The sequence below is a fragment of the Capnocytophaga sp. oral taxon 902 genome (assembly GCF_013394735.1).
GTDB lineage: Bacteria > Bacteroidota > Bacteroidia > Flavobacteriales > Flavobacteriaceae > Capnocytophaga > Capnocytophaga ochracea.
In genome coordinates this window covers 2,786,317-2,810,103 of record NZ_CP058261.1, presented here as the reverse complement: position 1 = coordinate 2,810,103, position 23,787 = coordinate 2,786,317, and the positions used below count along the sequence as shown (strand labels likewise).

At 39.0% G+C, this 23,787-nt stretch carries 14 protein-coding genes and 4 pseudogenes; 7 read left to right on the top strand and 11 right to left on the bottom strand.

Translation table 11 applies throughout. The features are described 5' to 3' along the window. Nucleotides 1-14 precede the first annotated feature (14 nt). The 3 genes from HW278_RS12090 to HW278_RS12080 all read right to left on the bottom strand — a co-directional run bounded on the left by HW278_RS12090 (nt 15) and on the right by HW278_RS12080 (nt 2,211). Entirely contained in the window at nt 15-521 is a 507-nt protein-coding gene (locus HW278_RS12090; protein WP_009420604.1) for an Lrp/AsnC family transcriptional regulator, read from the bottom strand. Nucleotides 522-547: 26 nt separating this feature from the next. Beyond that, on the bottom strand, nt 548-973 hold the full coding sequence (locus HW278_RS12085; RefSeq protein WP_410493717.1) for a hypothetical protein: 426 nt from the start codon (nt 971-973) through the stop codon (nt 548-550). Between the two features lie 182 nt (nt 974-1,155). Continuing rightward, nucleotides 1,156-2,211: a M14 metallopeptidase family protein gene (locus HW278_RS12080; RefSeq protein ID WP_178977952.1), complete on the bottom strand. Its 1,056-nt coding sequence runs from the start codon at nt 2,209-2,211 to the stop codon at nt 1,156-1,158. Between the two features lie 387 nt (nt 2,212-2,598). Between HW278_RS12080 and HW278_RS12075 the strand changes: the two genes are divergently transcribed. Continuing rightward, entirely contained in the window at nt 2,599-3,045 is a 447-nt protein-coding gene (locus tag HW278_RS12075; protein WP_178977951.1) for a helix-turn-helix domain-containing protein, read from the top strand. A 56-nt stretch (nt 3,046-3,101) separates the two neighbouring features. Next, nucleotides 3,102-4,520, top strand: a complete 1,419-nt coding sequence (gene mnmE / locus HW278_RS12070) for a tRNA uridine-5-carboxymethylaminomethyl(34) synthesis GTPase MnmE (protein WP_178977950.1) — start codon at nt 3,102-3,104, stop codon at nt 4,518-4,520. Here mnmE and HW278_RS12065 read toward each other — a convergent pair. From HW278_RS12065 to HW278_RS12030, 8 genes and pseudogenes are all read right to left on the bottom strand, one after another. Then, complete coding sequence (locus HW278_RS12065; protein ID WP_178977949.1) at nt 4,482-4,952, bottom strand: hypothetical protein; 471 nt, start codon at nt 4,950-4,952, stop codon at nt 4,482-4,484. The genes mnmE and HW278_RS12065 overlap by 39 nt on opposite strands. 4 nt (nt 4,953-4,956) lie before the next feature. Next, on the bottom strand, nt 4,957-5,517 hold the full coding sequence (locus HW278_RS12060) for a hypothetical protein (RefSeq protein WP_002671901.1): 561 nt from the start codon (nt 5,515-5,517) through the stop codon (nt 4,957-4,959). A gap of 27 nt (nt 5,518-5,544) precedes the next feature. Next, nucleotides 5,545-6,302 (bottom strand): annotated as a pseudogene (locus HW278_RS12055) (Mur ligase). Nucleotides 6,303-6,305: 3 nt separating this feature from the next. After that, nucleotides 6,306-8,051, bottom strand: a complete 1,746-nt coding sequence (locus HW278_RS12050) for an alpha-amylase family glycosyl hydrolase (protein WP_178977948.1) — start codon at nt 8,049-8,051, stop codon at nt 6,306-6,308. 40 nt (nt 8,052-8,091) lie between these two features. Continuing rightward, nucleotides 8,092-9,195: pseudogene (gene prfB / locus HW278_RS12045) on the bottom strand (peptide chain release factor 2). Nucleotides 9,196-9,249: 54 nt separating this feature from the next. Continuing rightward, nucleotides 9,250-9,804 carry a ribosome recycling factor gene (gene frr, locus HW278_RS12040; protein ID WP_009750469.1) on the bottom strand — a complete coding sequence of 185 codons (555 nt, stop codon included), beginning with the start codon at nt 9,802-9,804 and terminating at the stop codon, nt 9,250-9,252. Between the two features lie 69 nt (nt 9,805-9,873). Then, nucleotides 9,874-10,580: pseudogene (gene pyrH / locus HW278_RS12035) on the bottom strand (UMP kinase). A gap of 604 nt (nt 10,581-11,184) precedes the next feature. Beyond that, the gene (locus HW278_RS12030) at nt 11,185-11,469 is read right to left on the bottom strand and encodes a hypothetical protein (protein WP_178977947.1); all 285 of its coding nucleotides are present in this window, start codon (nt 11,467-11,469) and stop codon (nt 11,185-11,187) included. A 273-nt stretch (nt 11,470-11,742) separates the two neighbouring features. Between HW278_RS12030 and HW278_RS12025 the strand changes: the two genes are divergently transcribed. The 5 genes and pseudogenes from HW278_RS12025 (at nt 11,743) to HW278_RS12005 (ending at nt 23,778) form a co-directional block, all read left to right on the top strand. Then, nucleotides 11,743-12,561: an endonuclease I family protein gene (locus tag HW278_RS12025; protein WP_178977946.1), complete on the top strand. Its 819-nt coding sequence runs from the start codon at nt 11,743-11,745 to the stop codon at nt 12,559-12,561. 5 nt (nt 12,562-12,566) lie between these two features. Further along, nucleotides 12,567-14,468, top strand: coding sequence for an ATP-dependent DNA helicase RecQ (locus tag HW278_RS12020; RefSeq protein WP_178977945.1), 1,902 nt, complete (start codon nt 12,567-12,569; stop codon nt 14,466-14,468). Between the two features lie 41 nt (nt 14,469-14,509). Continuing rightward, nucleotides 14,510-17,839 (top strand): transcription-repair coupling factor, encoded by a 3,330-nt coding sequence (gene mfd, locus HW278_RS12015; RefSeq protein ID WP_178977944.1) that lies wholly within the window; start codon nt 14,510-14,512, stop codon nt 17,837-17,839. 66 nt (nt 17,840-17,905) lie between these two features. Then, nucleotides 17,906-20,778: pseudogene (uvrA, locus tag HW278_RS12010) on the top strand (excinuclease ABC subunit UvrA). Between the two features lie 111 nt (nt 20,779-20,889). Then, nucleotides 20,890-23,778 carry a SusC/RagA family TonB-linked outer membrane protein gene (locus HW278_RS12005; RefSeq protein ID WP_178977943.1) on the top strand — a complete coding sequence of 963 codons (2,889 nt, stop codon included), beginning with the start codon at nt 20,890-20,892 and terminating at the stop codon, nt 23,776-23,778. The last annotated feature ends 9 nt before the right edge of the window (nt 23,779-23,787 follow it).

The window sequence follows — 23,787 nt, the reverse complement described above, 5'->3', positions numbered from 1 at the left end:
CTTTTAAAAAGTTCTTATTTAGTAGTTAAAAAATCATATAAATCCAATTCTCGGAAAGCCTTATGAAGCAAACGACTCTTATCGTTAAAAGCCTCTTCCATCGATATCATTGTCTCTGAGCGCGACACACCTTGAATGTCGTCTATCATATAAATAACTTCCTTAGCGTGTTTCACCCCCTTTGTCCTAATTTTACAAAACAGATTGTATTTCCCTGAAGTAATGTGTGCCTCTGTTACAAACGGGATAGCCTCTAATTGTTCCAAAACATACTCAGCTTGATGATTGCGCTCCAAAAAGATACCCACATAAGCAATAAAAGTATATCCCATTCTCTCGTAATCTAATGAAATGGCAGAACTTTTTATAATCCCCAATTCTTCCATTTTTCTTATCCGTACATTCACTGTCCCCGACGATATATCAAGTGCCTTAGCAACATCTATATAGGGTTTTCGTGCATCTTCTATAAGAATATCCAATATCTTAAGATCCATTTCATCTAATCTATATTTTGCCATCTACATTAAGTTTATGAGTTCTTTTTTTAAAAAGCGCAAAGTAACAATGTTTTTTTGTATATTCCAAATTGCAACATACTTTTTAAGTTGAAGTCTACCCATAACCTTCTTTTTATCTCTGCCTTAGCTTCAACTTTCCTTCTACTTAGGTTCGTTGTTCCTTCGTTCATCGTTCGTCTTTCGTTCGTTGTAGAGCCACTGTAGAGCCACTGTAGAGCCACTGTAGAGCCACTGTAGAGCCACTGTAGAGCCACTGTAGAGCCACTGTAGAGCCACTGTAGAGCCACTGTAGAGCCACTGTAGAGCCACTGTAGAGCCACTGTAGAGCCACTGTAGAGCCACTGTAGAGCCACTGTAGAGCCACTGTAGAGCCACTGTAGAGCCACTGTAGAGCCACTGTAGAGCCACTGTAGAGCCACTGTAGAGCCACTGTAGAGCCACTGTAGAGCCACTGTAGAGCCACTGTAGAGCCACTGTAGAGCCACTGTAGAGCCACTGTAGAGCCACTGTAGAGCCACTGTAGAGCCACTGTAGACCCACTGTAGACCCACTGTAGAGCCACTCATTGTTCGTCTATTCTATAAGTTTCCTATAAGCTACATCTAATTAACCATTAATCATTAACCATTCACCATTAATCTATTTTCAATGCCGATAAATCCAAGTGATTTTTAATATAATCTTTATCAATAGCTGAACTTATAAACTTCGATAAAACATCTTCTTTATGCCCGTATTTTTTAGATAAATCACCTATCTCAGCAATATAAGGCACAAACGAGATTTGCCCATTCTCCAAAACTTCCTTATAAAGAACACCTACATCATTACCACAGTGAGTGTCGTCTCTTAAAATAATATCGTAAAAACATTTATCGTTTTCAGGTATACTGAAGTAATCTTTATGGTTTACATTTGTAACATCACAAGTAGCTATATATTGTAGAGCTCTAAATATAGCCATAGCAATATATACTCTCGTTTGTTCACGGTTGTAATCATTAGAAAAGTGCCCTGCTTCAAAAAGAATAGTGGGCGTACCTAATTGTGTATACTTATCTCCCGTACAATTAATATTAAAACTATCGTCAAAACGCGCTACCTGATTAGGTATATGGTGCTGTAAAGTGTTATTCATTACTACAATCACTTCCATTGCCTTCTGGCGTACTTCATTAATACTGCGCTCTTCGTTATAAGCAGGTGCTAAGAAAGAAACTGTAGCTGGCAAAGGTGTCTGTCCTACACTGAAAATAGTGCGCTGGTCGTGCAGATTAAAGCAATAATCAGGCTGTACAAGTTCATAAGCTTTCCGCAAACACTTGCTCTCAGGTTGTGTAAGTTCATCGGCATCACGGTTAAGGTCTACGCCGTTATGATTTACACGTGTAAACACCTCAGCACCGTCGGGATTAAGCATAGGAATGCAATAAACACTTAATTCCGATAAGAAATCAGCTGTTTTAAGCTCGTTTAAAACATCAAAAAGTGCTTTGGTAGTAGTTGATTCATTACCGTGCATTTGCGACCACATAAGTATCTTTTTATGACCTTTCCCTACTCTGTACAAGTTAATAGGTGTCCCTTTAACTGAAGTACCTAAGGATATTACCTCCTCAAAAGGGTATTTATCTAAAAGTGGGGCTATCATCGGATAAGTGATATAACGTCCAGAAAGCTGTTTTTTCATCTGTATATTAATATTTAAAAGCAAAAGTAATAAATATTCATTAAAGTACAACCTGTAATAAAGTAAAAGTTCCCTTATATTTAAGTGTTACATTTGTATCACTTAGTATTTACAATTGTAAAACTATCAACTATACTAAATATACTAATCAACGATTATTATGCTCTATAAAAAGGCTTTCCCTCCTATTCTGAAATACCATTTTCATAATGATTACACCTATAGATTATTCTTATAGTGGTTTTGTATAATACTATAAACGAATAATTTACATTGTAAACATAAATAAATACTTTAATGTGATAAAAAATATCCTTGTTTATACTTGTATATCTCAAAATATTGATTTACATTTGTGCATTCTTAGAAAAATAAATAAACGTTACAATGTTAAACACATCAGACTTTGCCATTCGCTTACAACAAGTGATGGATTATTACGGTTTAAATGCTGCAGCCTTTGCTGATAGCTTAGAGATTCAGCGTTCAGGGATTTCTCATCTCTTATCAGAACGCAACAAACCGAGCTTGGATTTTATCCTAAAGCTCATCGAAAAATTTCCTGAAGTAGATATGTATTGGATTACACAAGGAAAAGGAAGTTTCCCTCGTAAGGAAGATAAAGAGCTTGCCAGTGCCAAAAAAACGCAACAACCTGACCTTTTTAGTGATATTCCTGAAATAGAAATGCAAGCCTCTACTCCTGCTCCACCTTCTGCTGCAATAGAAGAAAAGCAAGTAGAGCCAAAAGCCTTACCATTACTCACTAATAAGCATATTAAACGAATTATTTTCTTTTATGAAGATAATCGCTTTGAGGTTTTTGAAAATTAGTAGATTGATAGTAATGAAAAAATCACTACATTTGCACCAATTTTCAATAACATAGAATGAAGAGAGATAATTCGTTATATATAAATGATACGATTGTAGCTTTAGCAACTGCTTCAGGGGTCGGTGCTATTGCTGTAATTCGCCTATCGGGAAAAGAAGCCATAGCTATTGCCGACTCGGTGTTCAAACCTTATACAGGAAAATCTTTACTTGAAGCTCCGTCACATACAGTTCATTTAGGAACTCTCGAAAGTAAAGACCAAGTAATCGACGAGTGTTTGGCTACTATTTTCAAAGGAACTAAATCTTATACAGGTGAGCCCGTAGTTGAGTTTTCGTGTCACGGAAGTAATTATATCGTAGAAGAAGTTATCAAGCTGTGCTTGGCAAAAGGAGCTCGTTTAGCCGATGCTGGGGAGTTCACCAAACGTGCTTTTCTCAATGGTAAATTAGCGCTCAATCAAGCGGAAGCCGTTGCCGATTTGATTGCCTCCGATAGTAAGGCTTCTCATCAGGTAGCATTACAGCAAATGCGAGGTGGTTTTACTTCTGAGATAGAAGGATTACGACAAGAATTATTAAACTTTACTTCATTAATAGAACTTGAATTAGACTTTTCGGAAGAAGATGTAGAGTTCGCCGATAGAACTCAGTTTAAAACGCTTTTAAGCACTATTAAAACCACTGTTTTATCTCTCTTACAATCATTTTCCGTAGGTAATGTACTAAAAAATGGTATTCCTGTGGCTATTGTAGGGAAACCTAATGCAGGCAAATCCACTTTATTAAATGCCCTTCTGAACGAAGAACGCGCTATTGTATCGGATATTGCAGGTACTACCCGCGATACTATTGAAGAAACGCTTCATATAGGAGGCATTGCTTTTCGTTTTATTGATACCGCAGGAATTCGTGATACTCAAGACCAAATCGAGGCTATAGGTGTACAAAAAGCTAAAGAAAAGATAGAAAAAGCCTCTATTGTGCTTTACTTATTCGATGTAAAAGATAGTTCTGCCCAAGAGATTATTTCTTTTGTAAAAGAAAATTACCGTGAAGGAACTAAATTTGTACTATTACATAACAAAACTGACTTATCAACAGAAAGTAATATAACTCCTTTTGATAATGAGATTTTACAATCCTTGAAAGGTTATACCGATACACTACTGAGAATATCAGCTAAAGAAGGAAACAATATTTTAGCCCTTAAAGATTTTCTCTCTCACTATGCTCAAAGTCTTAATAATACAGGTAAAGCAACTATTATTACTAATATCCGCCACTACGAAGCTCTACACAATACCTTACAAAGTATTGAAAGAATAGAACAAGGATTACAATTACAACTTTCAGGTGACCTATTAGCTATCGATATCCGCGAAGCTCTCTATCATTTAGGTACTATTACAGGAGCTGTAAGCAATGATGAGGTCTTAGGAAACATCTTTTCCCGCTTCTGTATTGGCAAATAAGATATCTTGCTGAATATTATCTTCTTTTTTCTTCTTCTTGAACAACAAATAATAGAAGCAAGTGATAAACCACCCTACCCAAAACAGATAAAACCCTAAATGAAAGCTCAACCTCATCATTTTATGTGAAGTAGTTGTGAAGTCAATATAGGTAAAGTAAGCTCCTATTCCCCCTAAAACAATAAGTAAAAAGGCTAATAATCTACTAAACGATACGCTTACTTTTGCTTTAAACAGTTGTAATACAGCAATAAGTACTAACTGTATTACCAATAATAAAAGAGCCGTTTTCCACCAAGTTTTAAAAATGGTATACTCACGGTACATTGTACTTATGCCTATTTTCCCTATAAACGACATTTTGGATATTAAAATCCCAGATATAAGGCTTAATAATGCTTGTACCAAACCAAGTATAGTTACGTTTTTCATAAGTTTATTTCTTTATAATCTTCCAGCCATTTTTCTCATTGTATTTCAACTTAAACTTCTGAGTAATAAAGGTTGTATTAGGATACGGGTCTTTACCAAAATTGTAAAAAGGTGTTTTCTCTTTATCTAATACTACATTACAAATAACCACCTTTTCTGAGTTCTTCTCAATAGTAATCCCTTTATCATTTAATTTATAAATGATTGTTTTAACATTAGCACTGTTCTTGTTCTGTTTCACAAGGTAAGGAAGTGCTTCTTTAGTAAGAGTAGGAGAGATTACATATACACTATCCTTTGAAAACCATCTCTTCCTACTTTTCTCATTATTAATATCAATAAGCCCTTCATCTGCTAATTCCTGTATAGTAATTAGCAAATCTTTGTCTTTAGTACTGTCTAACTTCTGCTTATTGGTATTAAATTTTCCTGTCTCGAATAAAGGGTTCTCTTCTAAATAATCAGCAATAAGGTTAGACACCTCATCTTTACTTATTTGATTGCTCGAATTACAAGCTGTAAAAAAGCTTAAAGCTAAAACTATGAGTGAAAAATAAAACTTCATATATCTAAATTTTTAATTATTATCTTATTAAATACTTGCCATTGCCTCATAAAAGTCGGCTTCGTCTATGCCCATATTCTGGCATACCCATTTGGCTGCTTCTATATAGCTCAATTGTTCAGCACTTGTTTCACCTAAGGGCAATTCACCTTCGGGGTAATGAGGTAAGTCTCACCATTATGAGTTTCAAACGCTGGAATACTATACTCCATCTTGCGAATAGGACTCTCATTATTCCCTACTAACTCATTTAATAGCAGGTCTTCTTCATTGTAAATGAGTATTCCTCCTTTGGTTATTCCTTCTATAAATTGTTTATAAATATCTTTATTTTCTTCTATCATATCGCTGATAAGAGCTACTGTGGGGTGCAACATAGCTCTCTCTTCATTACCTTCTATAAGCACAAATTCAGTATCAGCAAAATGCACTTGCTTCCCTTCGATAGGACTTTCAAAGTAGTAGCTAACTGGTTGATTACAAAAATCCATAGTGTGGAGCACCCTTGCCAATACTTCTTTTCTTCCTTTGTTACCTGTAATCACTACACGAGTTTTGTGTTTAAAGTATTCGTATAGAAAAGAGATAGGCGATAGAATATTAAGTCCTAAGTGTTGCGCTTGTAATAAGTCTGGGTGTGTATGCGAAAGATGCGGGTCTACCACCACGTAATCAATTGTAGCCGTCATCTCTTCGGGGAGTGTAGTGATATGATGTCTTTTGTGTAGCTCAGCCATTAACGGACGCAAATGCGTACTGGGAGCTACTATAAAATGAATGTTCATAATCTACGAATCTACTAATTTGCTAATTTTGAATATTAAAGACTCCAAAGGCGCTATATCTACTCGCAATCTTCCTTTACCATTTGCAATCTGTAAGGTAGTGTGTTTTTCATTGTAAAGAGCATCGGTAAGCGTATAAGTACCATCGTTTAAGAACCAACTACCCAACAAGTAATCTGGCAACTGCAAGTCAAAACCAAAATAGTCGTGCTCACTAAAATTGCTCACAATCACCCACTGTTCTTCCTCATTGCCTCTTGCAAAACTATACACCCTATCGTTGTAATACTCAGTATGCTGTCGATTGTATTGGTGCAAATCAATATAAGCCCCATTTACTTTTAAGTTGAGCAATCGCTGGTAGAAATTGCGTAAAGAACGTTCTGCCTCTGATAACTGACCGCCGTCAAAGCGTTTGTTATTCACCCAACGCTGGTGTGCAGGAACACCTATATAATCAAATATAGACGTGCGCGACGGACTACCAAATCCTGCTACCTCTGCTGCTTTCTCCCCTACTTCCTGACCAAAATACAGCATCACTGGCGACTCGCTAATAAACGTAGAGACTGTCATCGCGGGTTTAGCTTTTTCAGCATATCCCGCAAACTCAGGCGAAGCTATGCGCTGTTCGTCGTGGTTTTCCAAGAAGTGTAACATACGATGTGCAATATCGGCAAGGTTGTGCTGTATAGGGGCAATGGCATCGGTGCTATGCCCGTGAGTCACAATATTGCGCAAAGTGTCGTACAGTTGCACCTTGTCGTATAGATAATCCATTTTGCCCAAATGCAGATAAGGACGATATTCATTAGGATTGTATACTTCAGCCAATAAAAATGCCTTTGGATTTTGGTGCTTGATAGCCGAATTGAGATAACTCCAGAACTCCACCGGCACCATTTCAGCCATATCATAACGGAAGCCGTCTACTCCTTTCCCGAGCCAATACAAGGCTATATCTTTAAATTTTCTCCAAGTGTCGGGTACTGTTTTATCAGCCCAAAAGTGGTAATGCGCTTCAGTATCTTCATTCTCAAAGCTTGCAGGTAGTTCAGCAAAATCCTTAGTGCCGTCAGGTCGTACCCCGTAGTTGAGTTTTACCGTTTCATACCAGTCATTGCGGTCGGGTTTAGAAGCGCGTGCACCATTACCCGTCCATTTGGCAGGAAACTCGTGATACTCGCCATAAATACCCTCAGGCAACTGAAAAGCTTCATTAGGATTGTAATAGAAATTGTTATTTACCGCATATTGTACGGTGGTATCATCGTCTTCGCCAAAACCGCGTATGCCTTCCGGCTTGGCTATACTCTCATACCGACGCGCCACGTGGTTAGGCACTATGTCCATTATTACTTTCAGTCCGCATTGGTGGGTACGGGCAATCAGGTCTTCCCATTCCTCCAAGCGTTGTGTAGGGTCATCGGCAAGGTCGGGGTTTACAGTGTAGTAATCCTTAATAGCATAAGGCGAACCCGCACGACCTTTTACCACTGCGGGAAAGTCGTTACTGATGCCATAAGCCGTATAGTCAGTAGTAAGGGCGTGGTGTAACACCCCTGTAAACCAAATATGTGTTACTCCTAATGCTTTGAGTTCTTCAAGAGCTTTTGTAGTAAAGTCAGCAAACTTACCTACACCGTTCTCTTCTATCGTCCCCCAAGGTTTATTAGTGGTATTAGTATTGCCAAAAAGCCTTGTAAGCACCTGATAAACTACTATTTTATTATCATTCATTACAGCCATATTATAAAAGTATTAACCACTAACCATTAATCATTAACCATTACAAATCACCCGTACGGCTCGTACCCATAAGCATTAGGTAGGCTTTGAGAAACTCATCTAATTCACCGTTCATTACGCTATCTACATCAGTAGATTCGTAATTGGTACGTACATCTTTCACAAGTTTGTAGGGGTGCATTACATAGTTGCGTATTTGTGAGCCCCATTCTATCTTCATCTTTCCTGCTTCTATCTCATCGCGCTTGGCTTGACGCTTTTTGAGCTCTATCTCATACAACTGCGATTTGAGTAGTTGTAATGCCTTGTTCTTATTATCCAACTGACTGCGGGTCTCGGAATTCTCAATAATGATACCCGTAGGGTGGTGACGCAAACGCACAGCTGTCTCTACCTTGTTTACATTCTGCCCCCAGCACCACTGGAGCGCATCGTCTCAAACGTAATATCAGCGGGATTAATGTCTATTTCAATAGTATCATCTACCAAAGGATACACGTATACCGAGGCAAAAGAGGTATGGCGTTTAGCATTACTATCAAAAGGTGAGATGCGTACCAATCGGTGTACGCCATTTTCACCTTTTAGGTAGCCAAAAGCGTATTCGCCTTCAATCTCTATGGTAACCGTCTTTACTCCTGCCACATCGCCTTCTTGGAAGTTGAGTGTTTTTACCTTATATTTTTGGTTATTGCACCACATCGTGTACATACGTAGTAGCATCGATGCCCAGTCACAGCTTTCAGTACCACCTGCGCCTGCCGTAATTTGCAATACCGCACTCATCGTATCGCCCTCGTCCGAAAGCATATTGCGGAACTCCAATGCTTCAATAGCGTGTAAGGCTTGGGCGTATTGGTGGTCTACATCTTCCGCAGTAGCTTCACCTTCTTTAAAAAAGTCAAGTAGTACTTCTATATCCGAGGTAAGATTTTCGGCTTCCTCATAGTCTTTCACCCATTTCTTTTTAGTGCGAAGCTCGCGCATCACTTTCTCAGCTTCTTTGGCATTATCCCAAAAGTCAGGCGCAAAAGTCTTTTCTTCTTCGTTGCTTATTTCAATGCGTTTAGCATCTACGTCAAAGATACCTCCTTAACGCACCCAGGCGATTCACTAAATCCTTTACTTGTTCGTTGTTTGTCATTTCTTATTACTTATTGTATTACTATACCCTCTTACCTCTTATCTCTTACCTAAACTAAACTTTTAGGATCTCAGCTTCTTTTACAGCTAATACTTCTTCTACTTTCTTGATGTATTTGTCGGTGAGCTTTTGCACACGCTCTTCAGCTTCTTTCTTCACATCGTCCGAAGCTTCTACCTTTTTAATCTCTTTATTAGCGTCTTGTCGAGCGTTGCGCACACTTATTTTAGCGTCTTCACCTTCACCTTTGGCTTGTTTCACGAGCTCTCTACGGCGTTCTTCGGTAAGTGGTGGTACGGTAATAATCACCATTTCGCCATTGTTCATTGGGTTAAAGCCCAAATTAGCTATTTGGATAGCTTTCTCAATAGGCTGAATCATTTTCTTTTCCCAAGGTTGAATAGAGATAGTACGTGAGTCGGGAGCTGATACATTGGCTACCTGACTAAGGGGAGTTTGCGCCCCGTAGTAGTCCACCATTACACTACTTACCATTTGCGGACTCGCCTTGCCAGCGCGGATATTGGCTAAAGCCTTATCTAAGTGTTGCAATGCCTCTTGCATCGCTTCGCTTGTAGTTTCTAAGATAATATTAATTTCTTCGTTCATTGTATATTGTTTTTAATTATTTGTTAGTTGTTAGTCTTCAATTGTTAAAGAAGCATCGCAATATAACCATTAATCATTGACCGTCGTTCCTACGTTTTCGCCTGCTACTACTTTAGCAAGATTGCCTTTTTTGTTCATATCGAATACGATGATAGGCAAATGGTTTTCTTGGCTAAGGGTAAAAGCCGTCATATCCATCACTTTAAGGTTTTTATCAATACACTCATTAAAAGAGATATGGTCGAACTTCACCGCATTAGGGTCTTTTTCAGGGTCGGCATTGTAGATACCATCTACACGAGTGCCTTTAAGGATTACATCGGCATTGATTTCGATAGCGCGAAGTACCGCTGCCGAATCGGTCGTAAAGTAAGGATTACCCGTTCCCGCTCCAAAAATCACTACGCGTCCTTTTTCTAAGTGCCGTACTGCACGGCGTTTGATAAAAGGTTCAGCTATAGCTTCCATCTTGATAGCTGTTTGCAAACGGCTAAAAAGTCCTTCGTCTTCTAAGGCACTTTGTAGGGCAAGCGAGTTGATAACGGTAGCCAGCATACCCATATAGTCGCCTTGCACTCTATCCATACCATTGCTAGCACCAGCTACCCCGCGGAAGATATTCCCCCGCCAATTACTATGGCCACTTGCACACCTTGGTTCACTACCTCCTTAATTTCGGCAGCGTATTCTTTTAAACGCGCGGGGTCAATGCCGTACTGGCGACTTCCCATAAGGGCTTCCCCGCTGAGTTTTAGTAAAATTCGTTTGTATTTCATATATGAAAAATGTATTTTATCTAAAGAGTCTGTTTTATAACAAATCGTATATACGTACTTATTTTGGGGGCAAAGATAATGATTAATTAACAATTAACAACATACCATCGAGAATTAAATTCGCAAAATGCGTTCTTTTTTTCTTTCATTTCCACTTTATTCCCCTCTTATTCCTAATTTTTCTTCGTCTTTTCCCTATCTACCCGTGCGGCTTGCACCGTCATTTGTATAAACTTTGCCAAAGTTTCAAATCTTTGGAAAAGTTGAAATCCACTAATAACCTTCTTTTTATCTCTCTCTTAGATTTACCTTATCTTTGATTTAGTATTGCTCTTTCTTCGTTCATTCTTCATCTGTTCGTGTGACTCACACCGTCTTTTGTTTTTCTTAAGCTTGCTTTAACTTCCCTCTATCTTCGAATAAGTCTTGTTTTTCAGACTGATAGCCTTTACCTATTTCTCTTTAAGGCTTGTCCCCTTCGGGGGTTCGGGGGCTTCTCACTCGTCTTTTCTCTATCTGTCCTTGTATCTTGCACCGTTTTTTGTATGAACTTTGCCCAAGTTTCAAACTTTGGCAAAGTTGAAATCCACTAATAACCTTCTTTTTATCTATCTTTTAGCTTTAACTTAGATTTATTCATCATTCGTCTTTTATTCGTTCTAGACCCACTGTAGAGCCACTGTAGAGCCACTGTAGAGCCACTGTAGAGCCACTGTAGAGCCACTGTAGAGCCACTGTAGAGCCACTGTAGAGCCACTGTAGAGCCACTGTAGAGCCACTGTAGAGCCACTGTAGAGCCACTGTAGAGCCACTGTAGAGCCACTGTAGAGCCACTGTAGAGCCACTGTAGACCTACTATAGACCCACTGTAGACCCACTGTAGACCCACTCTCCCTTCGCCTATTGTTCGTTTATCCTATAAGTCTTCTTAATTTCACCATTAATCATTAACCATTAACCATTAATCAATATTTGCTTATTTAATAATTACTTCGTACCTTTGCACTATCATTTAATAAAAATAAGAAATAAAGAAGTATAATGCAACAGTCTGTTTTCAGTACTGATATTACACATCAAGATGAGAATGTACTATTGAAAAACGTTACTAATGCTAAAGTTAGCTTTTTCGTGTAAACAAATAACTAAAAATTAAATACATATGAAAAGAATTTATGTTTTATTATTCGTAATGTTCTTGTTAGCTTGCAAGAATGATGACCAAGCACAACCTCTCCCTGTTGTACCTCCTGCTCCTAACCCTCCTACCACCACTACTCCCACTACTGAGGAGCCCATCCCTCCTGTAAAGATTACAGTACCCGAGGAGTTAAAAACTTACTATAAAGGGTTTGATTTCACTAAAACGGGGACAGCTTTGTATGATGATTTAGCAGCTCTTACTATCGCTAAGCATAAAAATCAATTAGGTTATGGTGAGCGCCATGAATATCTTTATAAAGCCGATGCAAGCCTTAAAAATCCACAAAATGTTGTACTGGTTTATACAGGAGAAGAACGTTTCTGGAGAGAGTACAATAGTGGAAGTAACACTTATAAACCCCAAACATTCAATACAGAACACATCTATCCACAATCAAAGTATAAGGGAAATGCTAAAGGTGATTTACATCATCTAAAAGCTTGTGATAGTAAACTAAATGGTAGTAGAGGAAATATTCCTTTTACCGATGGTAAAGGGAAAGCTGGTCGTACAAAAGGCGCTTGGTATCCAGGAGACGAATGGAAAGGAGATGTTGCACGAATGATTATGTATATCAACTTACGATATCACGACAGAATAGACGATGTTATTGTATTAGGAGGACTTCAAGTTCTCCTAAAATGGAATGACGAAGATCCCGTTTCTGACCTTGAACGTCAGCGTAACAATGTGATTGAAAAGGCACAAGGCAACCGTAATCCGTTTATTGATTTTCCTCAATTGGCGCGTCCAGCATACAAAGGTTATAAGCAGTAGTATTTATGGAGAATGAACCTCTGTACATACTCAAAAAGTATTGGGGTTACGACGGTTTTCGCAACTCTCAAGAAGCTGTTATCAACTCGGTATTATCCGGAAAAGATACCTTAGCCTTATTGCCTACGGGTGGAGGAAAGTCTATTACTTTTCAAGTGCCTGCTATGATGAAAGAAGGCATCTGTATAGTTGTTTCTCCCTTAGTAGCCCTAATGACAGACCAAGTAGAGGCGCTTAAAAATAGAGAAATACGTGCACTATCGTTATCGGGAGGTCTCCCCTACTCTGAGTTGGAACGCTTGCTAAACAATGCTCTCTATGGGCAATACAAATTCTTATACCTGTCCCCTGAACGTCTGCAACAGGAATTGGTGCGCTCTTATCTCAAAGCAATGTCTATTAACTTAATAGTGATAGACGAAGCACATTGTGTATCACATTGGGGTAAAGATTTTCGTCCTGCTTATTTACAGTGTAAATGGCTGAAAGAAGAATTTCCTAACGTCCCATTATTGGCACTCACAGCTTCGGCAACGCATCAAGTACAGCAAGATATCTTACATCATTTAGGTATAGAAAATGCTACTATTATCAGTACTTCTTTAGCACGCCCTAATATCGCTTACAAAGTGTATAAGGTTTCCGATAAATGGCACGAGTTACTACAACTGTTAAGAAAGACCGAAGGGAGTGCTATCGTATACTTGCGCAGCAGAAATGGTTGCATACAATTGGCTGAACTATTGCAGAATCACGGTATCTCAGCAGCCTATTTTCACGGAGGTCTTCCTGCCGAAGAAAAGAATAAAAAGCTCAGTATGTGGTTGCTGAACGATGTGCGTGTAATGGCAGCTACCAATGCTTTCGGAATGGGGATAGACAAACCTGATGTGCGTTTCGTAATTCATTGGGATATACCTCAAACCTTAGAGGACTATTTTCAAGAGGCTGGACGTGCAGGTCGTGATGGTAATCCAGCCGAAGCTATCCTATTCTATGGTAAAATCGACGTTGAAAATGCTAATAAACTGCTAAAAGATTACTTGGTAGACATTCCTTTTCTCAAGCTACTTTATGCGAAACTTAATGCTTATTTTCAAATAGCAATAGGTGAAGGACAAGAAGGGGTATTCAGTTTCTTTTTCCCCGACTTCTGGAAGCGTTATCAGCTATCACCCATAAAGTCCTATAATGGTTTGCAGGTGTTAGACCGAATGTCTATTATTTCACTCAGCCAGCAATTTTACAAGAAGGTTACTTTGCATATTACAGCACCTGCCCCTCAACTTATTACTTATTTACAAACGCATCGTTATCTAAAAAATCTTGTTATCTATCTCATAAGGTCTTACCCTCTTATCTACAGTCAGCCTATAACTTTGGAGATGGAAAAAATCACTGAACTCACAGAACTCGACTATCGTGATATCATCAAGAATTTAGAACATTTGCACAACGATGGAATGGCTATTTTAAAAAACGAAGCTTCTGATATTCAAATTGTCTTTAATGTGCCTCGTGATGATGATCGCACTATCAATAGTATTTCTAAAAACTTAAAAGAGTACAATCACACCAAGCTAAGCTTGCAAGAAGCAGTATTCCACTATCTTCAAAATGAGAATACTTGTCGCAACATCCAGCTCTTAGAATACTTCGGTGAACAGTCCGAAAAGCCTTGTGGAGTATGTTCAAATTGTATTGCCAAACTACCTCCTCCAAAAGTTGATAAAAAAGAGGTTAAAAAAGCGGTTTGGAGTTTATTGAAGTCCAAACCTATAACCCCCAATGAGCTCCTTATCGCATTGCCGTTCCCTGAAAAAGATATCAATAAGGTTTTGGAAGAACTTTTGTATATGCAAAAAATAGCTTATAACAACTGTAATGAATTAGTTGTTAATTCCTAATTTATGCGTACCTTTGCACTTTGTAATCATAATCCCTATTTGTGAAAGAGTTATTACAATTATTTGCAGAAAATAGTACTTATAAAAGTTTATTAACTGAAATTAAAGCACATCATAATATCGTTGCCAATGGTTTGGCAGGGGCTTCTCTGTCCTTACTCATAGCTAATGTTTATACTAATACCAAGCGTCCGCTATTGGTACTCTTGCCCGACAAAGAAGAAAGTGCCTATTTGTTAAACGACTTAGAGACCTTAGTAGGCGAACAAGTACTCTTCTTTCCTGATAGCTATCGCCGCCCGTATCAAATTGAAGATACCGATAACGCCAACGTGTTACTGCGTGCTGAAGTGCTCAATCGGCTGAGCAATAGTGGGCAACCACTGATAGTAGTCTCCTACCCCGAAGCGCTCTTCGAGAAAGTTATCACTCGTAAGCAATTGGAGCAAAATACCTTAAAGATTAGCAAAGGAGACCAACTAACCATTGAACTCTTGAACGAAGTGCTTTTCTCCTATAATTTCAATCGCACTGATTTTGTAACCGAACCTGGCGAATTTTCAGTACGCGGAGGGATTGTTGATGTTTTTTCTTTCTCAAATAACGAACCTTACCGCATTGAATTCTTTGGCAATGAAGTAGAGAGTATTCGCACCTTCGATGTCGAAACACAGCTCTCAACAACACAGCTTTCTAAGATTACCATTATCCCTAACGTCGAAAACAAAGAAGGTAATGAGGTACGTCAATCATTTTTAGAGTATATCAGCGAACAAACCCTTTTAATATCTAAGGAAACATCTACTTTTGGAGCAAAAATCGACAAGCTCTTCACTAAAGCTACTGACATTTACGAAAAGCTCCCTAATGAAGTAAAACACAGTACACCCGATGTGCTATATTGTCAATCAGAAGATTTATTAAACCAAATGGGGAGATTTCAGCAAATAAATATAAATCTTCCCTCATCTTTCTCCAAAGGCGAAAAAGAGATTGTTTTCCGCACTACACCACAGCCCTCATTCAACAAGCAATTCGAGCTACTTATCAGTTATTTAAACGATAAACACACTGAGGGATACCAAAACTATATCCTCTGTGGTAGTGAGCAACAAGCCAAACGCTTCCACGACATCTTTGAGGAGATGGAACAAAAAGTGCATTACCAAACACTATTGTTTTCTCTACACGCAGGCTTTATAGATAATGAGCACAAGCTGAATGTCTTTACTGACCATCAAATATTTGAGCGTTACTACAAATTCCAGCTAAAGAACGGTTATGCCAAAAAACAAGCTATTACGCTCAAAGAGTTAATGCAATTAGAAGTAGGCGACTATGTAACCCATATCGACCACGGTATTGGCAAGTTTGCTGGATTACAGAAGATTGAAGTAGAAGGCAAGCAACAAGAGGCTATCAAACTGATTTACGGCGACCGCGATGTCCTATTCGTAAGCATTCACGCCCTACATAAAATCACTAAATACAACGGTAAGGACGGCAAGCCACCCAAGATATACAAATTAGGCTCTGGAGCCTGGAAGGCACTGAAGCAGAAGACAAAAACAAGAGTGAAGGAAATAGCCTTCAACTTGATTCAGTTGTATGCTAAACGCAAGGAATCTAAAGGGTATGCATACTCTCACGACAGCTATATGCAGAACGAACTGGAAGCCTCTTTCCTATATGAAGATACACCCGACCAAAGCAAAGCTACAGCCGAAGTAAAAGCTGATATGGAGAGCCCAAAACCTATGGACAGGTTGGTGTGTGGTGATGTTGGGTTTGGAAAAACCGAAGTAGCTATTCGTGCTGCTTTCAAAGCGGTAGACAACGGCAAGCAGGTAGCGGTATTAGTACCTACTACGGTACTCGCTTTTCAGCACTTTCAAACCTTTAGTCAGCGTATGAAAGACTTCCCTGTGCGCATTGATTATCTTAACCGATTCCGCACAGCTAAAGAAAAGAAAATCATCTTAGAAGAACTGGCAAATGGTCAGTTAGATATTATCATCGGAACTCATCAGATAGTAGGCGAAAAAGTTGCTTATAAAGATTTAGGTCTACTGATAGTAGATGAAGAGCAAAAGTTTGGTGTAGGCGTGAAGGATAAGCTCAAAACCCTCAAAGAAAACCTCGATGTGCTCACCCTCACTGCTACACCTATCCCCCGAACCTTACAGTTCAGCTTAATGGCAGCCCGCGACCTATCAGTAATCAATACACCACCCCCTAACCGCTACCCTATCGATTCTCAGGTAGTACCTTTCAACGAAGAGATAATACGCGATGGCATTCGTTATGAAATTCAGCGAGGCGGACAAGTGTTCTTTATGCACAACCGTGTAGAGAATATTCAGGAAGTAGCAGGTATGATTCAACGCCTATTACCCGATGCGCGTATAGCCATTGGTCACGGACAAATGGACGGAAAAAAATTAGAAGAAACAATGTTAGCCTTTATGGATGGTGCTTACGATGTATTGGTAGCTACTACTATCATTGAAAATGGTTTAGATGTACCCAATGCTAATACCATCTTCATCAATAATGCACATAATTTTGGCTTATCCGATTTACACCAAATGCGTGGTCGCGTAGGGAGAAGCAACAAAAAAGCTTTCTGTTACTTTATCACGCCTCCCCTCGTTGCAATGAGTGATGATGCCCGCAAGCGTATTGAAGCTATAGCTCAGTTCTCTGATTTGGGAAGCGGGTTAAATATTGCTATGAAGGATTTAGAAATTCGTGGAGCTGGAGACCTCTTAGGCGGGGAACAAAGTGGATTTATCAATGAGTTAGGCTTCGAAACTTATCAGAAAATATTGCAAGAAGCTATAGTAGAGCTCAAAGAAAATGAGTTCTCAGAACTATATCACACTGCCGAAGAAGATAAAACTTACCTCACCGATACTCAAATAGACACCAATTTTGAATTGCTCTTTCCTGATACCTATGTCAATAGAGTGGCAGAACGACTCAATCTTTATAACGAACTGAGTAATTTACCCAATGAGGAAGCTTTACAGCAGTACCAACGCAATCTTACCGACCGTTTTGGCAAAATTCCTCCCCAAGCTATCGACTTGCTCAACAGCGTGCGAGTGAAATGGATAGCTACTCGTATGGGAATTGAAAAGCTCGTGATGAAAAACGGTAAGATGACAGGCTATTTTATCTCCGACCAAAACAGTCCATTTTACCAAAGTGAGCGTTTTCAAAAGGTGCTACTCTTTGTACAACGTTACCCTAACAAGTGTCGTATGCAAGAGAAAGAAACCCGTAACGGGTTGCGTTTGCTCCTTATTTTTGAAGGAATCAATACTGTGTATCAAGCCTTAAAAGTAATGCAGTTATTAGATGCATAGAAAGATTATTATCGTCTAATTATTTAATCATAGGCTACTTATGGTAGCCTCTATAACAGTCACTAAATGAAAAAGAAAACGAATAATGTAGCTCCCACTGATGTACTTGAAGTTCAAGGTGCACGGGTGCATAACCTCAAAAATATAGACCTTTCCATACCTCGCGAAAAGCTTGTAGTCTTCACAGGGCTTTCAGGTAGTGGCAAGTCTTCATTGGCTTTTGATACTATTTATGCCGAAGGACAACGCCGTTATATCGAGACTTTCTCGGCTTATGCTCGCCAGTTTCTCGGGGATTAGAGCGACCTGATGTGGATAAAATCGACGGACTATCGCCTGTGATTGCTATCGAACAGAAAACTACCTCCAAATCACCGCGCTCTACAGTAGGTACGATTACCGAAATCTACGACTTCTTGCGCCTGCTATTTGCCCGTGCTTCCGATGCTTATAGCTACGTAACGGGCGAAAAAATGGTAAGTTATACCGATAGCCAAATTCAGGAACTCATTACCAAAGAATACAAAGGCAAACGCATTAACCTATTAGCTCCTGTGGTACAATCGAGAAAAGGACATTACCGCGAGCTTTTTGAGCAGATTGCTAAACAAGGCTTTGTAAAAGTGCGTACCGATGGCGAAATTCGTGATATCGAAAAAGGTATGAAGCTCGACCGTTACAAAACACACGATATTGAAATCGTAATCGACCGTATGCAAATTGATGATACTGATGACACCCAAAAACGCCTCCAAGAAAGTATCAAAATTGCAATGAACTACGGCGACGATGTGCTAATGGTTTTAGAACACGACCAAAAAAAAGCTCACTATTTCAGCAGACATTTGATGTGTCCTTCTTCGGGCATTTCATATCCTCTTCCTGAACCTAATACCTTCTCTTTCAATTCTCCTAAAGGAATGTGCCCGCACTGCAATGGGTTGGGTGAAGTGCAAGAAATCAACCTCTCCAAGATTATCCCTGATCCTTCTATCTCTATCAAGAACGGCGGGATTACAGCAGTAGGAGAGCAAAAGAACACTTGGATATTCAAACAATTAGAGCTCATTGTACAAAAGTTCGGTCATAAACTCTCCGACCCTATTGAAACACTTCCTAAAGAAGCGATGGATATTATTCTCTATGGTGGTAAAGATAAATACGCTATCAAATCGGATGTATTAGGCATTACGCGCAATTTTGAAATTGATTTCGAAGGTATCATCAACTTCATCAAAAGCCAGCACGAAAATGCCGATATGCTAGCTATCAAGCGCTGGGCTGAAGAGTTTATGGATACCATTCCTTGTGAGGAATGTCACGGCACTCGCTTGCGCAAAGAGGCGCTTTACTTTAAAATAGCTGATAAAAATATAGCTGAACTATCTGCCTTAGATATTACAGATTTATTGGCGTGGTTCAAATCTCTACCTGAGCATCTCTCTACCAAACAGCGCAAAATATCTGAAGAAATCATCAAAGAAATCACCACCCGACTCCAATTCCTCATAGATGTAGGGCTTACTTATTTAGCTCTTAACCGAAGTTCTAAATCGTTATCCGGAGGGGAGGCACAGCGTATCAGACTGGCAACACAGATAGGTTCACAACTCACTGGAGTACTCTATATACTCGATGAACCTAGCATCGGTTTGCATCAGCGAGATAACAAAAGACTTATCAACTCGCTGAAATCGCTCAGAGATATTGGCAACTCAGTAATTGTGGTAGAACACGATGAAGAAATGATACAAGAAGCCGATTATATAGTGGATATAGGACCTAAAGCGGGCGTAAATGGAGGGGATATCATCTTCCAAGGAACGCCTAAAGAGTTGCTAAAAGCAAATACCATCACCGCCGACTATATGAGTGGGAGAAAAAAGATTGAAATACCTACCCAAAGGCGCAAAGGCAATGGCAAAGAAATTATCTTAAAAGGCTGTACGGGCAACAACTTGAAGAACATAACTGTAAAGTTCCCTTTAGGGGTAATGATAGGGGTAACAGGTGTATCGGGAAGTGGCAAATCAACACTTATTAACGAGACTCTGTATCCTATCTTAAACGCTCACTTCTTTAATGGCGTAAAAAAACCAATGCCTTATAAAAGTATTGAGGGCTTAGAACATATTGATAAGGTAATCGATATAGATCAATCTCCTATTGGGCGCACTCCGCGTTCAAATCCCGCCACTTATACAGGTGTTTTCAGTGAGATACGCAACCTCTTCACCCAAGTACCCGAAGCGCAAATACGTGGCTACAAACCAGGTAGATTTAGTTTCAACGTGAAAGGCGGTAGATGTGAAACTTGCGAAGGTTCTGGCTTAAAAGTGATTGAGATGAACTTCCTACCCGATGTCTATGTGCCTTGCGAGACTTGTAAGGGAAAACGTTTTAACCGTGAAACGCTTGAAGTGCGATACAAAGGAAAATCTATTGCCGATGTACTGGATATGACTATAAGTGAGGCAGTAAAATTCTTTGAACCTATCCCTAAGATATACCGCAAACTAAAAACTATTGAAGAGGTAGGTTTAGGCTACATCACTTTAGGGCAACAATCTACTACTCTTTCAGGAGGGGAAGCCCAACGGGTGAAGTTAGCTACTGAGCTATCGAAAATTGATACAGGAAATACTTTTTATATATTAGATGAACCTACTACAGGACTACATTTTGACGATGTGAAAGTACTCCTCGAAGTACTCGACCGTTTGGTAGATAAGGGCAATACTGTTCTGGTGATAGAGCACAACCTCGATGTTATCAGAAAAGTAGACTATATCATAGATATAGGGCACGATGGAGGTAAAGCAGGTGGCGAAGTAATAGCCTTTGGTACTCCTGAAGAAGTAGCTAAAAACAAGAAGAGTTTCACTGCTGAGTATCTGATTAGTTTTCTTACTCTCTTACTTTCTTTATTCTACCTCTGAAAATCGTATTTAGTAATAAGTAATAGAGCTTATATTTAAAAAAATGTGTAAAAATTTTGTATAAGTGAATAAAAGTTGTACCTTTGCAGGGTATATTTATATGTAAACGCTATGAAACAGAAAATACAACTTGTGTTAGTCTTGCTATTCTTATTTGCAGGAGTAGTTCACGCCCAGATGAAAAGCATTACTGGGGAAGTTCTCGATGAGAACAATCAACCTATGCCATCGGTTGCAGTAATTATTAAAAACACACGTTCAACAAAAGCTTCTAAAGGTGTTTCAACGAATACTGATGGTAAGTTTGAACTCAAAGCCAAAGTAGGTGATGTACTTGAGTTTAGTTTTTTAGGATATGAATCCCAGCAAAGAAAAGTAGAGGGTAAAAATAAGAATATTAACTTTAAGGTAGTCTTAAGACCCCAAATAATAGAGCATATTGATCATATCCTAATAGGTAAGCCAAAATATTCTACTGCTCTAGGAATTTATCAAGAAGAGGAAGTTTTACCCTATCAACAACAAAAAGTTTCAGACAAGGACCTCACTCAAGTCAAGCAAGCAAATTTTGTGAATAGCCTTGATGGAAGAATAGCAGGGTTGCATAGCCAGCGAAGTGCTACGGGTATTGGTGGGGCTACTAAAGCTACTATGCGTGGAGTTCGCTCACTCTTTGGTGATAATAATGTACTGTACGTGATAGATGGAATGCCCATCGCTAACCAAGCTGAAAGAGGTATTGGAGGTGATGGTAGAGATACCAGCGAAGGTATTTCCGACCTCAATCCTGAGGATATTGAAGAAGTAGTTGTATTACAAGGAGCGCAAGCAACAGCACTCTATGGAGCTTCCGCTGCCAATGGTGTGGTACTCATTCGCACTAAAAAAGCTGAAAGTAACCAATTTAAAATTAACCTTTCTTCTTCAATAGAGTTTGTAAATAAACTCACAAAACCTGAGTTCCAAGAAACCTATGGCAATGAGTTAGGGCAATACACTTCACTGTCCACTCGTGTTTTGCCTAAGGGTACTTCTTTTAATATAAATGATTTTTATAAAACTGGACACGTGTACCAGAATGCAGTAAGCATTTCAGGAGGTATAGATTTTAAAGGAGGTAAAAATAAAACTTACGCTTCATTAGCTTCTTTACAATCAGGTGGTATAGTGCCCAACAGCGTATATAACCGTTATAATGCTTATTTGCACAATACTACTTCTCTGTTAAATGATGCTTTACAAATAGACCTTTCGGGGAATTATATCCGTCAGTATGAACGCAACCAGGTAGCCTCCGGTATCGCTTTCAATCCTATAGTGGGCTTGTACTTATACCCAAGAGGGGAACAATTTGGTCAAGAACGTTATTTTGAACGTTATGATGCTATCGCAGGTTATGCTAAGCAATATTGGATTGCAGGTTCAGGTACGCCCGATACACCGGCTAACTTAGGTGAAAATGTCCAAAATCCTTATTGGATAGCATACAGAAATTTACGTCCTACTACTAAAGACCGTTATATGTTTTCAGGTAAAGTAAGCTATAAAATTATAGGAGATTTAGACGTAGTAGCACGCTTCCGTATAGATAATACAGCCTCTACAATGGACGATAAGCGTTATGCTTCTACGCTTCCTACTTATGCAGGCATTAATGGTTATTATGCTCATTGGAAAGAGACTTTCAAACAACAATATGCCGATGTACTCTTACATTACAATAAAAATCTATCGAATGACTTCAGTTTAGATGCTCATTTAGGAGCTTCGTATGAAGGGTACAATACTCAAGTAGAAGGTTACAAAGGTAATCTGCATAACGTAAATAATTTTACTCAAAGCAATATCACAGCTCCTACAGCTATAACCCACCCATTATGGGGAAAACGGAGTAACACGGCCTTCTTTGCAATGGCTGAAGTAGGTTGGCAATCTAAGATTTATCTCACTCTCACAGGTCGTGCCGATAAACCGTCCGATTATCCTTCTACAAATAAAAATATGGTCTTCAGTCCATCAGTAGGTGTTTCAGCTTTGTTACATCAATTTATAGGTATAGATAAAGATATATTAAGTTATGCAAAATTGCGTGGAGGCTATAGTCAAGTAGCAGCTCCTATGAGTTATGCGGGCTTAGGGGTAGCTGAAACGTCTCGCGCTTGGTTAGGTGATGCGTATAGTTTGCCTAATTACCCTACTGATTTACAGTTAGAACGTACTACTTCTTATGAAATAGGATTAGATACCCAATGGTTTAACAATCTTTCTTTTAACGCTACTTTCTATCATACTCGTACTAATAATCAATTAGTACCTATTGTATGGCAACAAGCAGGTGAAGTGCAAAATCAAGGAGCAGAAGTTGCTTTAAGGTATACTTATCCTAATACTCCTAAAGGGGTAAATTGGGAAACTCAGCTTGTTGCTTCTACTAATAAGAACAAGATTGTGAGTTTACCTCACGAGATAGCCAACGGTATGTATACCTTACGTGAAGGTGGTGAAATAGGCGATATATACGATGCAAATGGCAACAAATTAGGCTCTACTAATCCCGATTGGCTACTAGGCTGGCAAGGAAAGATGAGCTATAAGAATTTCGATTTGAATTTCTTGTTTAAAGCGCGTTTGGGAGGAATAGTTTTTTCAGAAACAGAACGTTATTTCGATCGCTATGGGGTGTCTAAAGCCTCTGCCGATAACCGAGCTAACTATGCTACTTTCATAGCTAATAGAACGGCTTCTGATTATCAATATTCGGCTACCAATATTCGTCTACAAGAAGCTGCCCTTACCTATCATTTTAGAGAAGGATTCATTGTAAAAGGCTTAAAAGACCTCAGTGTATCATTAGTAGGCAACAACCTGCTAATGCTCTATAACAAAGCACCTTTTGACCCCGAAATAGTGCCTTCTGTAGGTACTTATGACAGTGGATACGACAAATTTATGTTGCCTTCTGTAAGAAGCTATGGACTTAATGTGAAAATGCAATTCTAAAATTCTACA

Excerpts from the sequence above, each read along its gene's own strand:
- HW278_RS12090 (WP_009420604.1), bottom strand. The coding sequence starts at position 521 with ATGGCAAAATATAGATTAGATGAAATGGATCTTAAGATATTGGATATT.
- HW278_RS12080 (WP_178977952.1), bottom strand. The coding sequence starts at position 2,211 with ATGAAAAAACAGCTTTCTGGACGTTATATCACTTATCCGATGATAGCC.
- HW278_RS12075 (WP_178977951.1), top strand. The coding sequence starts at position 2,599 with ATGTTAAACACATCAGACTTTGCCATTCGCTTACAACAAGTGATGGAT.
- mnmE (WP_178977950.1), top strand. The coding sequence starts at position 3,102 with ATGAAGAGAGATAATTCGTTATATATAAATGATACGATTGTAGCTTTA.
- HW278_RS12065 (WP_178977949.1), bottom strand. The coding sequence starts at position 4,952 with ATGAAAAACGTAACTATACTTGGTTTGGTACAAGCATTATTAAGCCTT.
- HW278_RS12060 (WP_002671901.1), bottom strand. The coding sequence starts at position 5,517 with ATGAAGTTTTATTTTTCACTCATAGTTTTAGCTTTAAGCTTTTTTACA.
- HW278_RS12050 (WP_178977948.1), bottom strand. The coding sequence starts at position 8,051 with ATGGCTGTAATGAATGATAATAAAATAGTAGTTTATCAGGTGCTTACA.
- frr (WP_009750469.1), bottom strand. The coding sequence starts at position 9,804 with ATGAACGAAGAAATTAATATTATCTTAGAAACTACAAGCGAAGCGATG.
- HW278_RS12025 (WP_178977946.1), top strand. The coding sequence starts at position 11,743 with ATGAAAAGAATTTATGTTTTATTATTCGTAATGTTCTTGTTAGCTTGC.
- HW278_RS12020 (WP_178977945.1), top strand. The coding sequence starts at position 12,567 with ATGGAGAATGAACCTCTGTACATACTCAAAAAGTATTGGGGTTACGAC.
- HW278_RS12005 (WP_178977943.1), top strand. The coding sequence starts at position 20,890 with ATGAAACAGAAAATACAACTTGTGTTAGTCTTGCTATTCTTATTTGCA.